Source organism: Streptomyces sp. NPDC058637 (assembly GCF_042717325.1).
In the GTDB taxonomy this organism is placed as follows: Bacteria; Actinomycetota; Actinomycetes; order Streptomycetales; family Streptomycetaceae; genus Streptomyces.
The window spans coordinates 79,986-102,059 of record NZ_JBHXRD010000002.1 but is presented as its reverse complement, the minus strand read 5'-3'; the positions used below and the strand labels follow the sequence as shown (position 1 = coordinate 102,059).

The following is a 22,074-nucleotide window of genomic DNA, read 5'->3' as shown; positions in this document are numbered from 1 at the left end:
AGCTGTCATGCCCCCCTTTCAGCCCCCCACCGGACCTCTGCTGACCGACCATCTGCGGCACTGGGCCGCCCGGCGTCCAAACCAGCGCGCCTTCACCTACGTGGACTTCCCCGACACCTCGTCCGTCGGGCTGCACCACACGCTGGGCTGGCGGGCGCTCGACACCCGCGCCCGCACGATGGCCGGCCGGCTCGCGACGGTGGCACGCCCGGGAGAGCGTGCCGCGCTGCTGCTGCCGCAGGGCATCGACTACACGGCGGCGTTCCTCGGCTGCCTGTACGCGGGGGTGATCGCCGTACCGATGTTCAGTCCGGACCTCCCCGGCCACGAAGGGCGGCTGGCGGCCGTCCTGGAGGACTGTGAGCCCGTCTGCGCGCTCTCCGATGCCGCGACCGCCCCACGGATCTCGGCCTTCACCGAGGCCCAGGGCCTGCCACGGTTACCGGTCCTACGCGTGGACGAACCGGATGACCGGAGCGTTCCGACCGTCGTCTCCGCGATCCGTCCCGCTCCGGACGACATCGCGTATCTGCAGTACACCTCCGGTTCGACCCGGAACCCGGCCGGCGTCATGATCAGCCACGCCAATGTCGTGGCCAACGCCCGGCAGGCGATCGCCGCCTTCGGGGCGGATTCCGCGTCCAGCACGACGGTCGGCTGGCTCCCCCTGTTCCACGACATGGGCCTCGTGCTGAGCGTCGCGGCCCCGGTGGTGGGCGGCTTACCGTCCGTGCTCATGGACCCCGTGGCGTTCCTGGAGGACCCGGTCCGCTGGCTGCGGCTGCTCGGTGCGTATCCGGGAACGATCAGCGCCGCACCCAACTTCGCGTACGACTACTGCGTGGCGCGGGCCTCGGAGGAACAGATCGCCGAGCTACGGCTGGACCGTGTAGGTGTGCTCATCAACGGCAGTGAACCGGTACGGAGCACGACCATCGAACGGTTCGAGCGGGCGTTCGCCCCGGCCGGTCTGTCGCCGGGTGCGCACTGCCCCGCGTACGGGCTGGCGGAAGCGACCGTATTCGTCACGACGGACACGTACGAGCGGGCGCCGACCACGGTGACATGCGACCCGCCGGCGCTCGCCGACGGGCGCATCGAGCTGCGGGAGCCTGGTGGTGAGCCGGTGACGCGGCTCATCTCGTGCGGTACACCGGCCGGCCAGGAGCTCCGCATCGCCGATCCGTCGGGCGGCGCGGTGCTCGGACCCGACCGGGTCGGCGAGATCCTTCTGCGCGGGCCGAACATAGGTCTCGGCTACTGGAAGCGCGCCGGCCTGTCCGCCGAGACCTTCGGCACGGGCGCGGGGCAGGACGGCGGGGGCTGGCTGCGCACCGGTGATCTGGGTGCGCTGCACGACGGCCGGCTGCTCGTCACCGGACGGCTCAAGGACCTGATCGTGGTGGACGGCCGTAACCACTATCCGCAGGACATCGAGGAGTCGGTGCAGTCCGCCGTCGACGCGGTGCGCCGGGACCGGCTGGCCGCGTTCTGTGTCCCGCGTGCGGACGGTACGGCCGACGAACTCGTCGTCGTGGCGGAGCACCGCCGGAACGCCGAACCGTCGGCCTCGGAGACGCGTGCCGCCGAGCGGGCGGCACGCGCCGCCGTCTCCGCGGGTCACGGGCTGCGGCTGGGCAGGCTGGTGCTCGTGCCGCCGGGCTCCGTGCCCCGTACGACCAGCGGAAAGGTGGCACGGGCGGCGAGCCGTGCGCGCTTCGTCGACGGGGGCTTCGGCGGAGAGGGGGACGCGCGCTCCGGGACGGGCTCGGGGACGGAATCCGGAGCGGGTTCCAGGACGGAATCCGCCACCGGCGAAGGCGGCGGCCGATGAGCGGGACCGACGGTCTCCGCAGCGCGATCGTGGAGCAGCTGTGCCGCTCGTACGACTGCCGGCCCGACGAGATCACCGACGACCGTCCCCTGGCCGAACTCGGACTGACCTCGCGGGACGCCGTCGCGCTCACCGCACTGCTCAGCGACCGGGTGGGCACACGGCTGCCCCCCACGCTCCTCTGGGAGACACCGACGATCGGAACGCTGCTGGAGCGGCTGGCGCACGGGGAGCAGGACTCCGCTCCCCGCCCCGCGGGGGCCACACCCCTGCCCGGCGACGAACCGGTCGCCGTGATCGGAGTCGGGTGCAGGTTTCCCGGCGGCGCCGACTCCCCGGCCGCCTACTGGCACTTGCTGACGGAGGGCCGCGACGCGGTCACAACGGTGCCGGAGGGACGCTGGGATCCCTTCGTGGGCGACGGTTGCACCCTGCCTCGGGACATCAGCAGGCACGGCGCCTTCCTGAACGGCCCGCCCGTCGACGGTGCACCGGCCACCGGTACGGAAGGGATCGCGGGCTTCGACGCGGAGTTCTTCGGAATCGGCTCCCACGAGGCCGCGGCCATGGACCCGCAGCAGCGGATGCTCCTGGAGGTGGCCCGGGAAGCCCTGGACCACGCGGCGCTGCCCGTCGCCTCACTCACGGGGACCCGTACCGGGGTCTTCGTCGGGATCAGTGGCAACGAGTACGCCCATCTCACCACCGCGGATCTGGCCTCGGTGGACGCCTGGACCGCTCCGGGGTCGGCTCTCGGTGTCACCTCCGGCCGGCTGTCCTACCTGCTGGACCTGCGCGGGCCGAGCATGTCCGTCGACACCGCCTGCTCGTCCTCGCTGGTCGCCGTGCACCATGCGGTGCGGAGCCTGGCGCACGGCGAGAGCGACACGGCACTGGCGGCAGGCGTCAACCTGCTGCTCTCGCCCGCCGTCACGCTGGGCTTCCAGCGTGCGGGAGCTCTGGCGGCCGACGGCCGCTGCAAGGCGTTCGACGCCGGGGCGGACGGGATCGTACGGGGTGAGGGCTGCGGCGTCGTCGTCCTCAAGCGGCTCTTCGACGCGGAGCGCGACGGGGACCGTGTACTGGCGGTGATCCGGTCCACCGGGGTCAACTCCGACGGGCGTTCCAACGGGCTCACCGCGCCCAACGCGCGGGCGCAGCGCGCTCTCCTGGCCGGGACGCACACCACGCCCGCGACGGTGGACTACGTGGAGGCGCACGGGACCGGCACGGCGCTGGGTGATCCCATCGAAGCGGGTGCGCTGGGCCACGCGCTCGGGGCGGGGTCCGGGCGGCCTGCCGATCAGCCGCTGCTCATCGGATCGGCCAAGACCAATCTGGGACACCTGGAGGCGGCCGCGGGGATCGCGGGTCTGATCAAGACCGTACTGGCCCTGCACCACGGTGAGATCCCCGGCCAGCTGCACTTCTCGAAGCCCGGGCCGCATGCCGATCTGGACGCGCTGGGACTGCGGGTGGTGACCGGGACCGAACCGTGGCCCCGCTACTCGGGTACGGCCACCGCAGGTGTCTCCGCGTTCGGTTTCGGAGGCACCAACGCCCATGTCGTCCTCGCCGAACACCGACCCCGTCCGCCGGCGCGGGCGACCGGGGAACGGCCCGTCGTCCTGCTGCTCGACGGCCTGTCCGACGACCGGGTGCGTGCCCACGCCGGCGAACTGGCCGAGTGGCTCGCCACGCCCGGCGGCCGTACCGCGCGCCCCGCGGACGTCGCCCGCACCCTCGCCGGCCGCACGGGCCGGGGCCGTCACCGGGCCGCCGTGGTGGCGCGCGGCAAGGAGGACATCGCCACGGCGCTGACCCGCTACGCGTCGGGCGACCCGGACGCGCGGCTGCACACCGGCAGCGGCGCGCCGCCTGGCGGACGAGGGCCGGTGTGGGTGTTCTCGGGCTACGGCTCGCAGTGGCCCGGCATGGCCCGCGGACTGCTCTCCACGGAACCGGTGTTCGCGGCCGCCATCGACCGGATGGCCACGCTGCTGGCGGAGCACGCAGGGCTCCGGCTGCACGATCTGCTGCTGCCGGAGGCCGAACTGGCCACGCCGGACGTGGTGATGCCCGTCCTCTACGCCGTGCAGGTGGCGCTCGCCGAGCTGTGGCGCGCGTACGGGGTGGAGCCCGCAGCGGTGATCGGGCACTCGATGGGCGAGGTGGCGGCCGCCGTGGTGGCGGGCGCCCTGGACGAGTCGACCGGTGCGCACGTCATCACGATCCGGTCCCGGCTGCTGGCGGGTCTCGCCGGTGGTGCGATGGCCGTCGTGGACCGGCCGGGTGATGCCCTCGGCGTGGCGGCCCGGGACTTTCCCACACTGCGTGTCGCGGTGCATTCCTCACCCGTGCAGAGCGTGGTCACCGGTTCGGCCGAGGACGTGGACGGTCTGATCGCCCATGTCACCGCGGCGGGCGGGTTCGCCCGTTCGCTGCGGGTCACCGCGGCCGGTCACTCGTCCGCGGTGGACCCGCTCCTCGGACAGTTCGCCTGGGATCTCGGCACGGTACGGCACACCGACACCCGCTGCCGGCGCTACACCACGGTCATGGACGACCCGCGCTCGGACGCTCCCTGCGATGCGGAGTACTGGGTGGCCAACCTGCGCCGGCCGGTCAGGTTCACCCAGGCCGTCCGGGCGGCGGCCGAGGACGGCCACCGGGTCTTCGTCGAGGTCTCGCCGCATCCGACACAGTTGCACCCGCTGACCGACACGCTGACCGAGACGCTGGGCGGCGGCACGCAGGCCGGCGGCAGGGCCGGAGCGGACGTGCTCGTCCTGCCCACGCTGCGCAGGGACACGGACGACGCGCTCGCCTTCCGTTCCTCGCTCGCCCGGCTCCTGGTGCGCGGTGTCCCGGTGACGGCCCCCCGCGAGGGGCTGAACCCGGGGGCCCGGATCGTCGACGTCCCCGTCGCGCGCTGGCGCCATGTCCGGTTCTGGGCCGGAGAAGAACCCGGTCGTACGCCGTTGCCCCCGGACCGCGTGCCCCTGCGGCACGGGCTCTCCGCCGTCGACCGGCTGCGGCTCTGTGTCGCCCATGTCATGGGGTACGGCGAGGACCGCGTCGACCCCGACGCGCCGCTGACCGACCTCGGGCTGGACTCCCTCTCGGCGGTACGCGTTCGGGCTGAGGTGGAACGGGAGTTCGGCACGGTCCTGGAGCCTGCTGCGCTGCTCCGGCAGGGCACGCTGAGGGGTGTCTCCGCCCTGCTGCCGCAGCTCGGCGACGGGACCGGGGTCCGCTCGGGTGCGTCGGCCGGGCCACCTACCACCGCCGGCGTTCCGGGTCGGCTCCGCACGTTCCCCGCCGGGGCCGGTGCCGGGGCGCCGCTCTTCCTCGCCCATGCGGCGGGCGGTTCGGCGGAGGTGTACGGACGTCTCGCGGAGCGTTTGGCGGGGAACCGGCCTGTGCTCGGCTTCGACCGCATGTCGGAGCCCGACGAGGTGGCGGGGCGGGCCGAGGAGTTCGCCGCGCGCGTCCGCGAGGTACGTCCGGACGGCCCCTGGCTGCTGGGCGGCTGGTCGTACGGAGGGCTGCTGGCCCAGGAGGCCGCCCGGCTGCTGTCGCCCCACGGAACGGTCGCGGCGCTGGTCCTGCTGGATTCGGTACTGCCCCTGCCCGCCCGGCCCGGTACGACACCGGTGGAGGAGGCACGGCGCCGCTTCGCGGGCTTCGCCGCGTTCGTCGAGAAAACATACGGGCAGCCGCTCGCTCTGCCGTACGGGGATCTGGCCCGCCTCGACGATTCCGGGCAGGTCGGCCTCGTACTCGAACTGCTGGAGCGCGCGGTGGAGCTGCCTGCCGCCGTGCTGGAACACCAGCGCACGTCGTACCTGGACCTGCGCAGCGGGGAACGGCACACGCCCGGCGCCTACGCGGGTCGGACCCTGCTGTACCGGGCGGCGGAACCCGCACCGCACACGGTGCGGGACGCCCGCTACGAGCGGGACGACGAGACGCTCGGCTGGGACGCCTTCTGCTCCGATCTGACGGTGGCACCGCTGCCCGGCCACCATCTGTCCCTGCTCGACCCGCCGGTCGTCGGCACGCTGGCGGAGCTGCTCATGCGCGACCTTCCGCACCTCTGACCACCCACGGGCGACTCGCTTGCCCCTTCCCCGAAACGAGGCCATCGATGGCACAACACCCCTCGCGACACCGGCGTACACACCGCACGCGCAGGGCTCTCACCGCGCTGGCCGCCACCACTGTCCTGCTCGCGACAGGTGCCGTGGGCGCCACAGGAGTGGCGGCCGGCGCATCGGCGACCACGGCGACGGCGTCCGGCGCCCGCATCGTGTCCGAGAGCCGTATCGACGCGCGGACCCTCGATCTCACGGTCGACTCCCCGGCGGTCGGCAGGACACTGCCTGTCCGGGTCGTCCTGCCGGCCGGTTTCGAGACGCAGCCGGACCGGACCTGGCCGGTGCTCTACCTCCTGCAGGGCGCGCACGACGACTACACGTCCTGGACCAGGGAGACGGATGTCGAGCAGTTCCTGGCGGACAAGGACGTCATCGCCGTCATGCCGTCGTCCGGGCCGACCGGGATCCCTACGGCCTGGTGGAACTACGGCAGCTCTTCGGCGCCGGACTACGAGACGTTCCAGGTCGAGGAGGTGATGGAGCTGCTGAGGCTGCGCTACCGGGCGAGCGGCACTCGCGCGGTCGCGGGCGTGTCGACGGGTGGGTACGGCGCGCTGGCCTTCGCCGCGCGGCACCCGGGGACGTTCGGTGCCGCCGCCTCGTACAGCGGGATCGTCGACACGACGGCGATCGGCATGCCGACGGTCCTCAACGCGATCGTGGCCCGGGAGTTGCTGCTGCCCCTGACTCTCTGGGGCAGCCCTCTGCTCAACCGGGAGCGCTGGATCCTTCGCAACCCGGCTGCGCAGGCGGGTAAGTTGTCCGGAACCCGGCTCTACCTCTCGCAGGGCAGCGGGATACCGAACATCGACTTCGGCAATCTCGAAGGGGCTTTCCTGGAAGGCTCCCTGTGGCGTCAGGCGCAGGGTTTCACGGAACGGCTCAAGGCGCTGAACGTCCCCGCCGAAGTGCATCTGTACTCCGGCGGGTCACACGCCTGGCCCTATTGGCAGCGGGAGTTCAAGACTTCCTGGCCGCTGCTCGCAGCGGGCCTCGGCCTGCCCTCCTGACGCTGTCGGCCCTGCCCGCCCGTCGGCCCGCCGCACACCGCGGCGGGCCGGCGGGCTCACTCGCGTACGGCCTTGGCGGCGAGCCTGCGCTCGTCGGGCCAGCGCACGTCGTGCGCCCAGGACAGTAGCTCGAAGCACCGGATGAGCCGTGCGCTGGTGTCGATCTGGCCGCGCAGCACTCCGTGCCGGGCCGAGGTCGGGTCGGCGTGGTGCAGGTTGTGCCAGGACTCGCCGCCGGAGAGGGGCGCGAGCCACCACACGTTCCCCGAGCGGTCGTGGGAACGGAACGGCCGGGCGCCGCTGATGTGGCAGATCGAATTGATCGACCAGGTCACGTGGTGCAGGAGGCCGATGCGGACGAGCCCCGCCCAGAAGAACGCGGACCAGGCGGCGCCCGCGTCCCAGAGCCCGTCACCCCAGAGGCCGCCGGCCACGGCCGGTGCGCCGAAGGAGAAGAGCACGATCAGCGGCTGCCACCGGGCGATCGCGACGAGGTCCCGGTCGGCGAGCAGATCGGGTACGTAGCGTTCGCGGTTGGTCTTCTCGTTGTTGAACGTCCATCCGATGTGAGCCCACACCATCCCTTTGACCAGAGCCCGTACCGACGTCCCGAAGCGCCACGGGGAGTGCGGGTCGCCCGGTTTGTCCGCGAACTGGTGATGGCGCCGGTGATCGGCACACCAGGTGATGGCGTCGCCCTCGACAGCCAGCGTGCCCGCGACGGCCAGTGCGATCTTCAGAGGCCGTGCGGCCTTGAACGCACGGTGGGTGAACAGGCGGTGGTAACCGATGGTGATGCCGTGGACGGCGACGGCGTACATCACGGCGCCGATCACCAGATCGTGCCAGGTGACGCCCCACCCCCAGAGGACGACGACCGACGCGATCACCGCGACGAAGGGAATGCCGACGAATACGCCGACGACGACCCGGTCGGATGTGCCCATGCGCTCGCCCCAGGCCGCTTCGGAGCCAGGTGCCGTGCTCGACTGCGTCATAACGGTGTACGCCTCTCGTCGATGAGTGGAGCGGACGGTCATCCGGACGCTACTGACGGGCATCGACCGGTCTCCACTCACAGGACGCGCAACCCCGGCCCCGCAGTCGTCACCTCCCTGACAGCGAATGCCGTGCGGGGCCCCTCGTTGTCCGCGAGTGACAACGCGGAGGGAGGCAGGTGCGCGTTCGACGCGAATCGTGGCCGACCCCCTTGCAGAGCGGATGGCAGGCCCGCACTGTGTGACCGCTGGGCGCCCGACCGGGCGCATGGTCAGCCGTGCTGGGAGGAATTCATGGATGCGCTCGCCGAGGCAGTCACGGCCGGGGCCACCGCGGACGAACTGGAGCGGTTGCCCGTCCCGGCTCAGTACACGGCCGCGCATCTGCGGGTCGAGGACGTGGCCGGATTCTCCGGGACGGTGGACAAGGACGTGCGGCGATCCATTCACGTGGGCCAGGTGCCGATGCCCGAACTCGCCCCCGACGAGGTGCTGGTGGCGGTGATGGCCAGCGGGATCAACTACAACACCGTGTGGTCGGCGATGTTCGAGCCGGTACCGACGTTCACGTTCCTGAAGCAGTTCGCCCGTCAGGGCGGCTGGGCGGCCCGGCACGACCAGCCGTTCCACGCGATCGGTTCGGACGCGGCGGGCGTCATCGTCCGGACCGGTTCGGGCGTACGGAGGTGGCATGTGGGCGACCACGTGGTGGTGAGCCCCGTGTACGTCGACGACGAGGAGCCCGCGACACACGCCGACGGCATGCTCGGTGACTCCATGCTGGCGTGGGGATTCGAGACCAACTTCGGCGGCCTCGCCGAATACGGTGTGGCCCGTGCCAGTCAGCTGCTGCCCAAGCCGACGCATCTGACCTGGGAGGAGGCTGCCTGCAGTCCGCTCTGCGCGGGCACCGCCTACCGCATGCTCGTCGGCGAACGCGGCGCCCGGATGACGCAGGGCGACGTCGTGCTGATCTGGGGTGCGGCCGGAGGCCTCGGCGCGTACGCGACCCAGCTCGTCCGCAACGGCGGCGGGATAGCGGTCGGCGTGGTCGGCAGCGAGGAGAAGGCCGATCAGGCGCGCGCGCTCGGATGCCACGCCGTCATCAACCGGGCGGAGATCGGCCTCACCGGGAACGAGGCCCCCGCCGATCCGGCGGCGGTTGGGAGGAGGCTGGGACGGCTGATCCGGGCCGCGGTGGGCGAGGATCCGCACATCGTCTTCGAACATGTCGGACGGGCCACGTTCGGCGTCTCGGTGTTCGTCGCCCGGCGCGGGGGGACGATCGTCACCTGCGGATCGAGCACCGGCTACCGGCACGAGTTCGACAACCGCTACCTGTGGATGCGGCTCAAACGGGTGATCGGCAGCCACGCGGCCAATCTGCACGAGCAGGCGGCCGTCGGACGCCTGCTCGACCTAGGCCACATCAGGCCCGCGCTCTCCATCACCTACGGGCTGCAGGACGTGTCGGAGGCCGCCCGGCTCGTCCAGCGCAACCGGCACACCGGGAAGGTAGGAGTGCTGGCACTGGCACCGAAGGCGGGCCTCGGCGTCTCGGACCCGGAGCGGCGGGCCGCCTTCGGCGAGGAGAACATCGCTCCACTGCTCCGGTTCGGCTGAATCCGGCCACTGGCGCTGGGCCGCGGTCTCCGGCTCGCGCGGCAGGGTCCCGCCCCAGCCCTGCCAGCCGGTGGGACCGTCCACGGCAAGCGCCCGCACTCGCCGGCTCAGCACCCCGAGTCGGTGGTAGCCACGTACCCGTACGGCTCCCGGACAGAGGGCGACCCGTTCCCTCGTCTTCCACGCTCGGCCGCGCCATGCCCGAGGATGGGACGTCCACGGCCGGGCCGACACCAGCGGGCTCGGGTCGACTCCGGGCGCGGAGCCGGAAAGCGGCTCGTCCTCACGCACCTCTACGACGGACTGACTACCTGGCCCACCGGGACGCCCCCCGATCCGCGAGATTTCACCTGGCGGCCGTACTCAGGGCCATGTCCACCTGGGACGGACTGTGCCGGCCGAGCGCTCACGAATGCGCGGCACTCTTGTCCGACTGCCAGCCTGTCCGACTGCCGGTCGGACGTCACCGCTCGGCCTGACGCGCTTGCTCCGGCCAGTTGATCAACGGCCGTCGACGGGCAACGATCAAGTTCACGACACCTGTATACCTATGAGGCAGGTGTCGTCATCGGTGTCGGACCTACTGTGGGTGAGAAGGCTGTCGAGTCTGCGCTCCAGGGACGACTCCGGCGCTTGGGCCGCGCTGAGCAGCTGCGCGAGGGACTCCTGGAGCGCGGTGTCTCTGCGTTCGACCAGGCCGTCGGTGTACATCAGCAGTGTGTCGTCCGGCTCCAGCTGTATCTCGGACTCCTCGTACTGCGCCTCCGAGAGCGCTCCGAGGAGAAGCCCGCCGAGCAGCGGCAGTGTACTGGCTTCCCGTCCACGCACCAGTACCGGCGGCAAGTGACCTGCCCGCGCCCAGCGCAGTACGCGGGTGTCGGGGTCGTAAAGGCCGCAGACCGCTGTTGCGGTGACCTGTTGGGTCAGGTGGTGAGCGACGATGTTCAGCCAGGACAGCAGTTGGCCCGGGCCCGCGCCGGTGACCGCGAGACCCCTCAGGGCGTTGCGCAGCACCACCATCCCGGTGGCGGCCTCGATCCCGTGGCCGGCGATGTCCCCGACGCAGAGCAGTATCCGCTTGGACGGCAGGACGACAGCGTCGTACCAGTCCCCGCCCACCTGGGAATCCGATTCTGCGGGCCGGTACCGCACGGCGACCTGGATGCCTGGAGCGTCCAACGGGCCGCGGGTCGGCGGCATGATGGCGTGCTGGAGCTGCCGCGCGAGGCGGTTACGCTCGGCGAATTCCTGTTCGGTATGGGCGAGTTGATCTCGGGTGGCGGCAAGGGCCACCTCGGTCCAGTGCTGGGACGAGATGTCCTGGTAGGCCCCGCGTACGGCGAGGAGCCGGTCGTCGGCGTCGAGGACCGGCTCGGCGATGACCCGGATATGGCGCGTGACGCCGTCGGGGCGCTGAAGGCGGAAGGCCGTCGAGGTGGCACGGCGGTGGTGAAGCACCGCCTGGAGGAAGTGGCCGATGGCGACTGCGTCGTCCGGGTGGGCGTGATCGGGGAGGTCCTGCAGTGACACCGGATTGTCGGTGGATGCCCGTCCGTAGAGGTCGAAGAGTTGCCCGTTCCAGGTGATTTCGGCCGTGACCAGGTTCTCCTCGAAGCCCCCGATACGACCGAGGCGCTGTGCGTGCTGGAGCAGGTTGGCGAGCCGCGCGGTCTCGTCCTCGATACGCCAGATGAGCAGCACGGCCCCCCTGTGACGAGTCATGCTGAGGTCGGCGACGGTCGCGAGCGGCACCTGGTCGACGAGGGCTGTCAGCGTCATCCGTTGAGCGCGGAACGGCTCCCCGGTGGCGTAGACATGCTCGATCTTCTCGAAGAGCTCACTCTCGCCGGCTGCCATGGGATATGCCTCCAGCAGCAGGGCGCCGTGGACGGCGCCGCGCGCGCGTCCCGCCGGGTCCAGGAAGCGGCTGTTGGCGTGGCGAATGCGGAAGTCGGTGAGGTGGCCTGCCGCGTCGAGGTGCGGTGTGAGTACCAGCGCGGGGTCGTAGAGGCCGTCGGCCAGGTCCACGAGTTCGGACAACTCGGCCGTCTCCGGCGACCCGGGCCGCTGTTCGCCGCAGGACGGCAGACCTTCGAGAGTGTGGGCGCACAGTTCGGCCAGGGCTTCGATCTGGCGTGTGATGGCTGGTGAGTGCGGCGTGAGCGGCTCGGCCCAGCAGATCTCCAGAACGCCGTGGATCCGTCCGCCGGTTCCGGCAGGCAGCGCGACTCGGCCACCGTCCGGGATCTGGGTGTGCCCGATACTGGGCACCCCGGCGGCTGACATGGAGTCGACGCGGATGCTACGGCGTTCGCAGAGGGCCTGCCGGGCGACGGTCCTGACGCCCGGTGGTACGTAACGCCAGCGCCCTGCCTCCTCGGCGCTGAACCCGGCGTGACCCTGCAAGGTGAAGGAGGCGTCCGAACCTGCTGCCCACACGGCCACGGCCATGGCCCCAAGTGGCTCGAGGGCATGTTCGAGCAGGGACTCCGCGACGGCTTGGGTATCGCCGGCGGCCAGCGCGGCGCTCTCCGCGGTCCGCAGACGCACGGCCACGGAGGAGCCGGCCCCTTCTTCGTCCTTGAGGTCGCCGTTCGCCCGTCTCACGAAGTCGCCTGCGGCTTCGGCCACCTGGTCGCGCGCGGCGTCGTTGATGATGTCCGCGGCCAGCTCCAGTTGGGACAGGCCGGCTTTCTCCGCCAATTCGGCGAGTTGTCGCGCCGCCGGAGCCGGTCCGCATTGCAGCCGCTCGATCATGATGCCCTTGGCGATCTCGACCAGCGCCCTGCCGTCGGCGGCCGCATGGGCTGCCCTCACCTCTTCACGAAGTCTCTCGACCGTAGCCGCGAGGCGGCCGACTGCGGTCGTCTCCTGCTGCGGTCCCGCTGCGCTCTGTCGCGTGGCACCAGGCAGTCGACTCGGGTGGGCGGTATCAAGGGTGCCGGCCACCTCGACCTCGGTGCTGAGTCCCGCTTCCATCGACTTGATCACCATGGGGGCGGCGCCTTCCGTGACGGCAGGCGCCGTCGTGGACGGGTGGTCCGGGCCCTGTCCGCGGTCGGCGGCGAGAGGGTCTCCGCCCCTTTCGCTGTTCTCACAGGATGTCATGACAGCACCCCCGCATCGTGGGGCTGGGTGTTGAGCCAACGGCGCACACAGGCGATGAGGTCGTCGGCGTCCACCGGCTTGGTGATGTAGTCGCTGGCGCCGGAGGCGAGGCTCTTCTCCCTGTCTCCGGGCATCGCCTTCGCGGTGACCGCGATAACAGGAAGTTTCGCGTGTGCCGGCATCTGCCTGATCTGGGCCGTAGCCGCGTAGCCGTCCATCTCGGGCATCATCACGTCCATCAGGATCAAGTCGATGTCCGGGTTCTCGGCAAGGGCCTCGATTCCCTTGCGGCCGTTGTCAGCGTGCAGGACCTGGATCCCGTGGAGCTCCAGAATGCCGCTGAGGGCGTAGAGGTTGCGGGCGTCGTCGTCGACGACCAGCACGGTCCTGCCGTGAAGAACGTCGTCGACTCTCTGCGGACCCTCCGGCCCGGGTTCCCCTGCGCGGACCAGGGGCACGACGTCGCCGGGCTGTTCGGCGGAGAGGTGCAGCGCTATCCGTTCGCGTAGTTCGTCCAGGCTGGAGAGCAGCTCCAGTGGTCGCTTCTGGGCGCGCGACTGCAGCGTCCGCTCATGTGCGGCGTCGAGGCGGCGGTTGTTGTGTGCGAGTACGGGCACGGTGCGCAGTGCGGCGTCGCCGTCCATCGCGTCGAGAAAGCGCAGGGCTTCGCTGTTGGCCATGTCGAGTTCGAGGACCACGCAGTGGAACGGCGCGGCGGCGAGGGCGCTGGCTGCTTCCTGCGGTCCGACCGCCGCGACCAGTTGAATGTCGTCGTGGGTGTGTCCCCCGTCCAGTTCCGCGACGGCGCTCTCGGCCACAAGGGACAACAATCCGCGTTGACGCTCCTCGATCACCAGCAGCCGGCGCGGCCCACGTGCCTCTGCGGCTTCGGGAGCCGACCTTGCCACGTCGGACCGTTCGTCACTGTACTGTCCGCCGCCCGCGGAGAGACCTTCGTTCACGCCATGGGACTCGTGCTGGAAGTCGGCGCGGGCCGCGGGCAGGTAGAGGGTGAAGGTGCTGCCCTTGCCGGGGACGCTCTCCGCGGTGAGGGCGCCGCCGAGCAGTTGGGCGATCTCCCGGCTGATGGACAGACCCAGCCCGGTGCCCCCGTACTTGCGGCTGGTCGTACCGTCCGCCTGCTGGAACGCCCCGAAGATTGCCTCCAGTTGCTGCTCTGCGATACCGATCCCGGTGTCCTTGACCCGGAACGCCACGACGGCGCCGCCGCGCTGCACGGGGCGTGGCAGCTCTCCGTAGCTGGCCGGCTCGATACGCAGCTCCACACTTCCGCGTTCGGTGAACTTGACCGCGTTGGAGAGCAGGTTCCGCAACACCTGGCGAAGCCGCGAGTCGTCCGTCAGCACGTCGACCGGTACGCCGGGCGCGGTGGTGATCGTGAAGTCGAGGTTCTTCTGAGTGGTCATCGGCCGGAAGGTGGCCTCGACGTAGTCGAGCAACTGCCGCAGCGCGACAACCTCCGGGTTCACGTCCATCTTTCCGGCCTCGACCTTCGACAGGTCGAGGATGTCGTTGATCAGCTGGAGCAGGTCGGAACCCGCCGAGTGGATGATGCCGGCGTACTCGACCTGCTTGGCGGTGAGATTGCGGGTCGGGTTCTGGGCCAACAGCTGGGCCAGGATCAGTAGGCTGTTGAGCGGTGTGCGCAGCTCGTGGCTCATGTTGGCCAGGAACTCGGACTTGTACTTGGACGCGAGCGACAACTGCTGGGCGCGGTCCTCCAGCTCCTGCCGTGCCTGCTCGATCTCCAGGTTCTTTCCTTCGATGTCGCTGTTCTGTGCGGCCAGCAGGGCGGCCTTCTCCTCCAGTTCGGCGTTGGAGCGCTGCAGTTCATACTGCTGGACCTGCAGTTCCTCGGAGCGCGACTGGAGTTCGCCGGCGAGCCGCTGCGATTCACCCAGCAGTTCATCGGTGCGGGCATTGGCGACAATGGTGCTGACGTTCACCCCGAGCGCTTCCATGAGCTGTTCGAGGAAGTCCCGGTGGATGGGGGTGAACGTGGTGAAGGAGGCCAGCTCGATGACGCCTAGGATCTGGTCGTCGACGACGATCGGCAGCACGATCAGACTGCCGGGTGCCGTCCGGCCGAGTCCGGAGGAGATGCTGATGTAGTCGGCGGGAACACCATCGGCGGCGATGACGCGTCGGCTGAGAGCCGCCTGGCCGACCAGGGACTCCCCCAGCTTGAAGCGGTTGTACCCGGCGTCGACAGGGCGGCCGAAGGAGCCGACGAGTCTCAGCTCGGTGCCCCCCGGCGTATCCTCCGCGAGGTAGAACCCGCCGTACTGGGCGGCGACGAGCGGAGTGAGTTCGTCCATGACGAGCTCGGCGACCACGGCCAGGTCCCGGTGACTCTGCATCAGCCCGGAGATCCGGGCCAGGCTGGACTTCAGCCAGTCCTGTTCCTGGTTGGCCCGGGTCGTCTCACGCAGGGAGCCGACCATCGAGTTGATGTTGTCCTTCAGCTCGGCAACCTCGCCGGAGGCGTCGACCGTGATAGACCGCGTCAGATCGCCCTCGGCCACGGCGCTGGTAACTTCCGCGATGGCCCGCACCTGGCGGGTGAGGTTGCCGGCCAGCTCGTTCACGTTCTCGGTGAGGCGCTTCCACGTACCGGATACGCCTTCGACCTCGGCCTGCCCGCCGAGCCGGCCCTCGCTGCCCACCTCGCGGGCTACGCGGGTGACCTCGGCGGCGAAGGACGACAGCTGGTCGACCATCGTGTTGATGGTCGTCTTCAGCTCCAGGATCTCGCCGCGGGCGTCGACGTCGATCTTCTTGGACAGGTCGCCGTTGGCGACGGCGGTGGTGACCAGGGCGATGTTGCGGACCTGCCCGGTCAGGTTGTTCGCCATCGAGTTGACGTTGTCGGTGAGGTCCTTCCAGGTGCCGGCCACGTTCGGCACGCGGGCCTGGCCGCCGAGCTGGCCCTCGGTGCCGACCTCGCGTGCCACGCGGGTCACCTCGTCGGCGAACGCGGACAGGGTGTCCACCATGGTGTTGATGACCTCGGCCAGTGCGGCGACCTCACCCTTGGCCTCGACCGTGATCTTCCGCGACAGGTCACCGCGCGCGACGGCATTGGCCACGTCGGCGATGGAGCGCACCTGGCCGGTCAGGTTGGAGGCCATCACATTGACGTTGTCGGTAAGGTCCTTCCAGGTGCCGGAGGCGCCCCGCACGGTCGCCTGTCCGCCCAGATTGCCCTCGGTGCCCACCTCGCGGGCGACGCGGGTGACCTCGTCAGCGAACGCCGACAGCTGGTCGACCATCGTGTTGATGGTCTCCTTCAGCTCCAGGATCTCGCCCCGCGCGTCGACGCGGATCTTCTGCGACAGATCGCCCTGGGCCACAGCCGTGGTCACCTGGGCGATGGAGCGCACCTGGGCGGTCAGGTTGTCGCCCATGACATTGACCGACTCGGTGAGGGCCTTCCAGGTGCCGGAGACACCCTTCACGTCTGCCTGCCCGCCAAGACGTCCTTCCGTGCCGACCTCACGAGCGACGCGGGTGACTTCATCGGCGAAGGCGGACAGCTGGTCGACCATCGTGTTGATGGTCTCCTTCAGCTCAAGGATCTCGCCCCGCGCGTCCACGTCGATCTTCTGCGACAGATCGCCCTTGGCGACCGCCGTGGCGACATGGGCGATGGAGCGCACCTGGGCCGTGAGATTGCCGGCCATGAAGTTCACGGAATCGGTCAGGTCTCGCCAGGTGCCCGAGACCCCCTTGACGTCGGCCTGACCCCCGAGGATGCCTTCGGTGCCGACGTCCCTCGCCATCCGCGTCACCTCGTCGGCGAAGGATGACAGCTGGTCGACCATCGTGTTGATGGTGTTCTTCAGCTCCAGGATCTCGCCCCGCGCGTCCACGTCGATCTTCTGCGACAGATCGCCCTTGGCGACCGCCGTGGCGACATGGGCGATGTCACGGACCTGGGTGGTGAGGTTGCCCGCCATCGCGTTGACCGAATCGGTCAGATCCGCCCAGGTGCCGGAAACTCCGGGGACCTCCGCCTGACCGCCCAGTGTCCCTTCGGTGCCGACTTCGCGGGCGACCCGGGTTACTTCGGAGGTGAACAGCGACAGCTGGTCGACCATGCCGTTGAACACGCCCGCGATCTCACCCAGCAGGCCGTCCGCCTCGTCCGGCAGTCGTGTGCCGAAGTCACCGTCGCGTACCGCTGTCAGCCCGGCCAGCAGCTGTCGCAGCTCCGGCTCCCCCACCTTGCCAACGACACGTGCACGTGACCGCGGTACCGGACGCGAGTTCTCGGCCGTCGTCTCAGTCATGACCAATCCTCGTTACTCTCACCAGGAGCCCAGCCGGAAGGCAGGACGCGCCGCGGCCGTGACTCTGTTCCCTCTGTATGAACGGAACAGTTGTCCCGCGGCAAAATACGGGGAAGGCTACCTCGGCGCGAATCACAGCGAAAAGCGGCGGGCGTGTGATCTGAATCACGGCCGGGAATGCATGTCAGGCTCCGAAGGAGCCTTTCGGCTCCACCGTGATCACTATCGACGCCTCCGTATGCGCGAGCTTCAGCTTTCGGCCGTACGCCGCTCATTTCCCAGTCGGCATCAGGCAGAGGCAGCCCTCCGCATCACCACCCAGGACGGCCACGTCCTCGACGTCTACATTGCCGCCCCGCGCGCCGAGGGCGCGCGGGGCGGGAGTACGTCCCGAACACCCCTGCCGCCTGACGACGACTGCACCGTTCCGACGTGGAGCCCCCCGCGCCCTCCCGCGCCGTGATGACGAGACACCGCGCGAACTGTGCGCACCGGACGGCCGCTGCTGCTGACCGGCGGCACCGTCATCACCGGCAATCCGCTGCTGGGCGGCCGGCGAGACGCCGACGCCCTCATCGGCGGCACCGTGATCGTGGGCGTCGGTCCCGGCCTGCTGACCGCGGCCGGCGAGGACCGCATGATCGTCATCGACTGCACGGGCACCCTCGTCCTGCCCGCGGCCACCGACTTCACCACACCGCGCACGAGCGCTTCCCTCACCCTCGGCCAGGCTGCGGACATCGCCGTCCTGCGCCTGGCCGACGCCCCCGAAAACCCGTCGGCGCGATGCCGGCACGGGGGCACCCACCTCAACATCCTGGTCACTGGCTGACAGGTCGCCTCTATGAGGGCCGCTCCCTCGACACAGCCGACACCACCACCGCGGCGGGCCCCGAAGGCGCGCCCGACCACGACCCGGCACACCCCTTCCTAGGGATGTGGATCGACGACCGCGACTTCGTACACCAGGAAGAACTCCTGCCCGACGGGTGCTACGTCGAGCACGCGGGGACCGGCCGGACTCACCCGACTACCGGCCGTCGTCTGAGACCGGACGCCGACCGACGAAGGCCGGGAAAGGGGACGACCCGCACGCTCCGGGCCCGTGGAACCCGGTGCACCCGCAGCGTCACGCGACGAAAACGCCCTCGACCGGTTGAGGGCGTAACGAACCGCCCTCAACCGGTCGAGGAAATTACGGGTGAACTGCCGGACCGATCAACACCCCAGGACCACTGCCAAATCTAGGTTAGAAGAAGTGCTTGCGTCCACCGACCGCACGACCGGTCGCACCCAGGATCCACAGGATGGCGCCCACCAGAATGAGGATGCCGCCGATCGTCGTCAGCAGTCCCATGCCGACAAGCAGGCCGATGATCAGCAGAATAAGCCCAAGAATGATCATTTCAAGATCCCATCGTCAAGTCCGACTCGGACACTGTGTGTACAAGTTTCACAACGGTCTTAGTTTGCTCCTTGGTTGGTAGATCCCGGCTGCCGCCGAATCCCAAAACCTCGGTGCGATAGCTCTTGTGCCCGGCGACACGGTATTCACGCACCCCCTCGAAACTTTTTTCACGAAGCGGTTGCCGAACTGGGCCGGGGCCGCCCGGATCCTCGGCCGGCCCGCGACCGGCCGACCGCCGCAGGCTCGTCGAGCTGATCCGGCTCAAGGCCCCCCGCGTGACCGCCCGGCTACTCGACGAGGTCTTCCACGCATCGGACGAACAGACGGTCCACTCCCGGGCACCGACACCCTCACCGTCGCGCACCGCGGGCGGCCCCGGACAGTCACCGACGAACAGGGGGCAAAGCCCGCACCCTGCTCGACGCAGTGCACCCCCGTCCGGGGCCGGGAACCGACTGGGAGCCGCACGAATACCACCATTCGCTCTCACCCGCCTCGGCGAGCAGGACGCCTCGCTGTTGCCTCATAGCGAAGCCCCGGCACCCATGAATCAAGACTGTCGGATTGCACACGGACCGGCGCCAGCGTCGGTGCGGCCGCCGACCGAACCCACGCGAAGCTGCTCACTTTCACGATACGGACGTCAGTTATTCCGCGATCCGCTTCGGTAATCCGAAGCGGAGGCCGCGCCACTACGCAGACGCTGCACCCGTACTGCGGTCGAGTTGCGGCGTAGCGCAAGCTGTCCCTCTGCAGAGGCGTCGGCTGCGGGCCCCTTCTTGTGAGGCGGCCGGTAGCCGCCGCCCTTCATGACCCGGTCCGTCGCCCGGTCGAGGGATTCGCCGGCCTTCTTACGCTACCCCTTCGCGAAGCCGGGAACGTCGTTGCCTTTTCCTCGCCGGACTTCCTTGCTTCCCTCCACAGGGTCTTGACCTTGCGGATCGCCCAGCTCTTCCCCTTGCACCAGTTGAGGCCGATGATGGCCACGACGGCAGCCGCGCCGATGACGGCCGGCACAGTGCCCAGGCTGACTCCGAGACCTGCGGCACCGACGAGCGCCGCGACGGCCATGCGTCCGTCGGGGTCAAGCATGTTGACAGGATCGGCGCACACGTAGTCGTAGCGGTTGCAGCTCCCGCCGTTGACGGGGTCGATCGACAGGAAGCGTCCCGTGGCCGAGTCGTACAGCCGGACGCCCATGAGGGTGAGCCCCGTGACGGCTTCACCGGACCGCTGGTGGCCGCCGAGCCAGTGAGCGTTTTCAGCTTCGCCACTCCAGGGTGACGCCGTGACCCTCGCTTGAGTCCTGGAAGCTCCTCGGCTGGCTGGGCCCGCCGGGCACAGTGGGTTGTCTGTGAAAAGTCGCGAGCGGTCACTTCGCTGAGGGGCCGACCCTGCGCTTCAGGGCGGAAGATGATCGCGAGGAGGGATGGAACACACGCTCGAAGTACCATCCCTGCAAGGTTGTCCGGCCGATACTTCCCAACCTCCGCAGTGTCGTAACCGGACGGAGACAACCTGTAGAGGACAGAGGACAGAGGACAGAGGACAGAGGGCGATGAGTGTGACTGAGAGTTGGTCGCGTGTGATGAGTGAGCTGTTTCCAACCTGACGGGTGGTTGGACCTGCAGCCCCGGCTGTGGGCATGAAGAAAGCTCCTGGTAGACGGGTTTCACGACCAAGATCACCAGTCCGCCAGGAGCTTTAGCGTGCTTGTCTACCCGTCCGGCATCGATCTGTCCAGCCGCACCCTGCAACACCTCTCCGGCCTCCTCGCAGGTCACCGCCGCCGGATCGGCTCCCGGTGGCGCCGCCTCACCTGCGGCCGGCAGGCCCTGCTCGTTCTGGCCCACCTGCGTTGTGGCGACACCTATGCCCGACTCGCAGCAGGATTCCGCATCGGGATCGCTACCGCCCACCGATACATACGCGAGGCCGTCGACCTCCTGGCAGCCCTCGCGCCCACGCTCACCCAGGCCATGACGACGGTGCGCAAGAAGGCATACGTGATCCTCGACGGCACCGTGCTGCCCATCAACCGTATCGCCGCCGACCGCCCGTACTACTCGGGGAAGAAGAAGCACCACGGGGTGAACGTGCAGGTCCTCGCCGATCCAGCCGGACGCCTGATCTGGGCCTCGGACGCGCTACCCGGAGCCGTGCACGATCTGACCGCGGCCCGGACCCACGACATCGCCGCCGCTCTCGCCGCTGACGACATCAAGTGCTGGGCGGACAAGGCATACCAGGGCGCAGGTCCTGCTGTCCGCGTCCCGTTCCGGGGCAAGAATCCGCGCGGTTGGCGCCGACGTTACAACCGCGATCACGCCAAGATCCGCAGCCTCGGCGAACGCGCCATGGCCACCCTCAAATGCTGGCGGCTCCTGCAGAAACTCCGTTGCAGCACCACCCGGATCACCGCCGTCGTCCGCGCTGTCGTCGCACTCGAACTCGCCACCTGATCAAGATGGAAAAGGCTCAGTCTTCTTCGGGAGCACGCGCCGGCCGATCACGCAAATCTGCCAGGGCCCGCTACGGAGCAGATGCTCGCGGCAGCCGAGGAACGGATGGGGATCTCCCTGCATGGGGACCTGCGGACGTGGCTGTTGCAGAACAATCTGGATCTGCCGGAGGAAGACGTCGACGACGAAGTGGCATGTTGCGGCTTCGACGGGTTCCCCGACGAGGGAAGCTTCTTTCTGGGCATCCGGGCGATGGAGAGGCTCTACGCGAACCGCTCCATGCCCGGTGGATTCGACCCCGCGGACCAGCCGGACAATCCGTTCTGGCGTAACGAGTGGATCCCGTTCCTGTCGGACCAGGACGGCTGGATGGGAAAGTTCATCGATGTGCGGGACGGCCGCGTCGGCAGATGGTTCGTGGGTGAGGTCACGGTCACGGGCGAGTACGAATCGATGGCCCAGTATTTCGACTCCTTGGCGGAGACGCTGACGAGGATCGCCGATGGAAGCTCCCCGGTCTGTCGGTTCACCGAAGGTCGACTTGTCTGGTCGTGAGACGGTTCCCAACCGGATGACGGTCATTGTTAATCCGTCCTCACCCTGGAACGGCAATGAGATTCATCAGCGTTGACGTTCCAGCGTGAGGATGGCTGCGGCGATGACGGTCATCCGGTTGGGGCTGCAGCGGGCCCGGCGGAGGATCTGCCAGGACTTGAGTCGCGCGACGCTTCGTTCGACCGGTGCTCGTGCCGCTGACAGGGCTCGGTTGATTGTCTGTTGGGTTGTGGTGAGGTCCTGGCCGGGAAGCCGTCTGATGGGCGTGGTCACCCAGGGGCCGGCCCCGGCCCGTTGTGGGCCATGTGCGAGTACCCCTCGTTCGCTCAACTGCCACGAGTCAGGAAAAGCTCCAGCCCCAGGTACCCAGTCCGCTCATCACAGACAGCAGACCAGCCAGACCATGACGCGAATTCGCCTGACACCCCGTCAGCAAAGTCGGCATCGGGTCAGCATCGGGTCTACCGAAGCTGCTCGCGCACGACCACACCTCGGAATCCCGGGCACGTGCGGCGGAAGCTTCCGGAGAGGCGCTCGACCGATTCCGCTCATGAGCATGGAGCCGAGTTGCCGCGACAAGGGGCGCGCTTGGCGCGGGCCACA

General features: G+C 69.4%; 12 protein-coding genes and 2 pseudogenes. 8 read left to right on the top strand and 6 right to left on the bottom strand.

Annotated features, from left to right (window positions below; translation table 11 throughout):
- Positions 1-7: 7 nt before the first annotated feature.
- The 3 genes from ACFWVP_RS02555 to ACFWVP_RS02545 are packed head-to-tail and all read left to right on the top strand — an operon-like array spanning position 8 to position 7,004.
- Entirely contained in the window at positions 8-1,834 is a 1,827-nt protein-coding gene (locus tag ACFWVP_RS02555; RefSeq protein ID WP_384493091.1) for a fatty acyl-AMP ligase, read from the top strand.
- Positions 1,831-5,937, top strand: coding sequence for a beta-ketoacyl synthase N-terminal-like domain-containing protein (locus tag ACFWVP_RS02550; RefSeq protein WP_384493090.1), 4,107 nt, complete (start codon positions 1,831-1,833; stop codon positions 5,935-5,937). Before ACFWVP_RS02555 ends, ACFWVP_RS02550 begins: the two co-directional genes overlap by 4 nt.
- Before the next feature lie 47 nt (positions 5,938-5,984).
- On the top strand, positions 5,985-7,004 hold the full coding sequence (locus ACFWVP_RS02545; protein ID WP_384493089.1) for an alpha/beta hydrolase: 1,020 nt from the start codon (positions 5,985-5,987) through the stop codon (positions 7,002-7,004).
- A 56-nt stretch (positions 7,005-7,060) separates the two neighbouring features.
- Here the strand turns inward: ACFWVP_RS02545 and ACFWVP_RS02540 are convergent, their stop codons facing one another.
- Entirely contained in the window at positions 7,061-8,002 is a 942-nt protein-coding gene (locus ACFWVP_RS02540) for an acyl-CoA desaturase (RefSeq protein ID WP_384493296.1), read from the bottom strand.
- A 294-nt stretch (positions 8,003-8,296) separates the two neighbouring features.
- Between ACFWVP_RS02540 and ccrA the strand changes: the two genes are divergently transcribed.
- Positions 8,297-9,625, top strand: coding sequence for a crotonyl-CoA carboxylase/reductase (gene ccrA / locus ACFWVP_RS02535; protein WP_384493088.1), 1,329 nt, complete (start codon positions 8,297-8,299; stop codon positions 9,623-9,625).
- A 531-nt stretch (positions 9,626-10,156) separates the two neighbouring features.
- On the opposite strand, the gene ACFWVP_RS02530 is transcribed toward ccrA, so the two are convergent.
- A complete protein-coding gene (locus ACFWVP_RS02530) occupies positions 10,157-12,733 on the bottom strand; it encodes a SpoIIE family protein phosphatase (RefSeq protein ID WP_384493087.1) in 2,577 nt (858 codons plus the stop codon).
- A complete protein-coding gene (locus ACFWVP_RS02525; RefSeq protein WP_384493086.1) occupies positions 12,730-17,046 on the bottom strand; it encodes a HAMP domain-containing protein in 4,317 nt (1,438 codons plus the stop codon). The genes ACFWVP_RS02530 and ACFWVP_RS02525 overlap by 4 nt, the downstream gene beginning before the upstream one ends.
- A 484-nt stretch (positions 17,047-17,530) precedes the next feature.
- Here ACFWVP_RS02525 and ACFWVP_RS02520 point away from each other — a divergent pair, with 484 nt between their 5' ends.
- Positions 17,531-17,878 carry a hypothetical protein gene (locus ACFWVP_RS02520; RefSeq protein WP_384493085.1) on the top strand — a complete coding sequence of 116 codons (348 nt, stop codon included), beginning with the start codon at positions 17,531-17,533 and terminating at the stop codon, positions 17,876-17,878.
- Between the two features lie 417 nt (positions 17,879-18,295).
- Here ACFWVP_RS02520 and ACFWVP_RS02515 read toward each other — a convergent pair whose 3' ends face one another.
- On the bottom strand, positions 18,296-18,451 hold the full coding sequence (locus tag ACFWVP_RS02515; RefSeq protein ID WP_010059700.1) for a hypothetical protein: 156 nt from the start codon (positions 18,449-18,451) through the stop codon (positions 18,296-18,298).
- 206 nt (positions 18,452-18,657) lie between these two features.
- Here ACFWVP_RS02515 and ACFWVP_RS02510 point away from each other — a divergent pair.
- A pseudogene (locus tag ACFWVP_RS02510) lies at positions 18,658-18,812 on the top strand (IS110 family transposase); the annotation flags it as partial.
- A 449-nt stretch (positions 18,813-19,261) separates the two neighbouring features.
- Here ACFWVP_RS02510 and ACFWVP_RS02505 read toward each other — a convergent pair.
- The gene (locus tag ACFWVP_RS02505) at positions 19,262-19,798 is read right to left on the bottom strand and encodes an RHS repeat-associated core domain-containing protein (RefSeq protein ID WP_384493295.1); all 537 of its coding nucleotides are present in this window, start codon (positions 19,796-19,798) and stop codon (positions 19,262-19,264) included.
- A 365-nt stretch (positions 19,799-20,163) separates the two neighbouring features.
- Here ACFWVP_RS02505 and ACFWVP_RS02500 point away from each other — a divergent pair, with 365 nt between their 5' ends.
- A complete protein-coding gene (locus ACFWVP_RS02500) occupies positions 20,164-20,916 on the top strand; it encodes a transposase family protein (RefSeq protein WP_384493084.1) in 753 nt (250 codons plus the stop codon).
- A 57-nt stretch (positions 20,917-20,973) separates the two neighbouring features.
- Positions 20,974-21,471, top strand: a complete 498-nt coding sequence (locus ACFWVP_RS02495) for an SMI1/KNR4 family protein (protein ID WP_384493294.1) — start codon at positions 20,974-20,976, stop codon at positions 21,469-21,471.
- Positions 21,472-21,537: 66 nt separating this feature from the next.
- On the opposite strand, the pseudogene ACFWVP_RS02490 reads toward ACFWVP_RS02495, so the two are convergent.
- A pseudogene (locus ACFWVP_RS02490) lies at positions 21,538-21,759 on the bottom strand (transposase family protein); the annotation flags it as partial.
- Positions 21,760-22,074 lie beyond the last annotated feature (315 nt).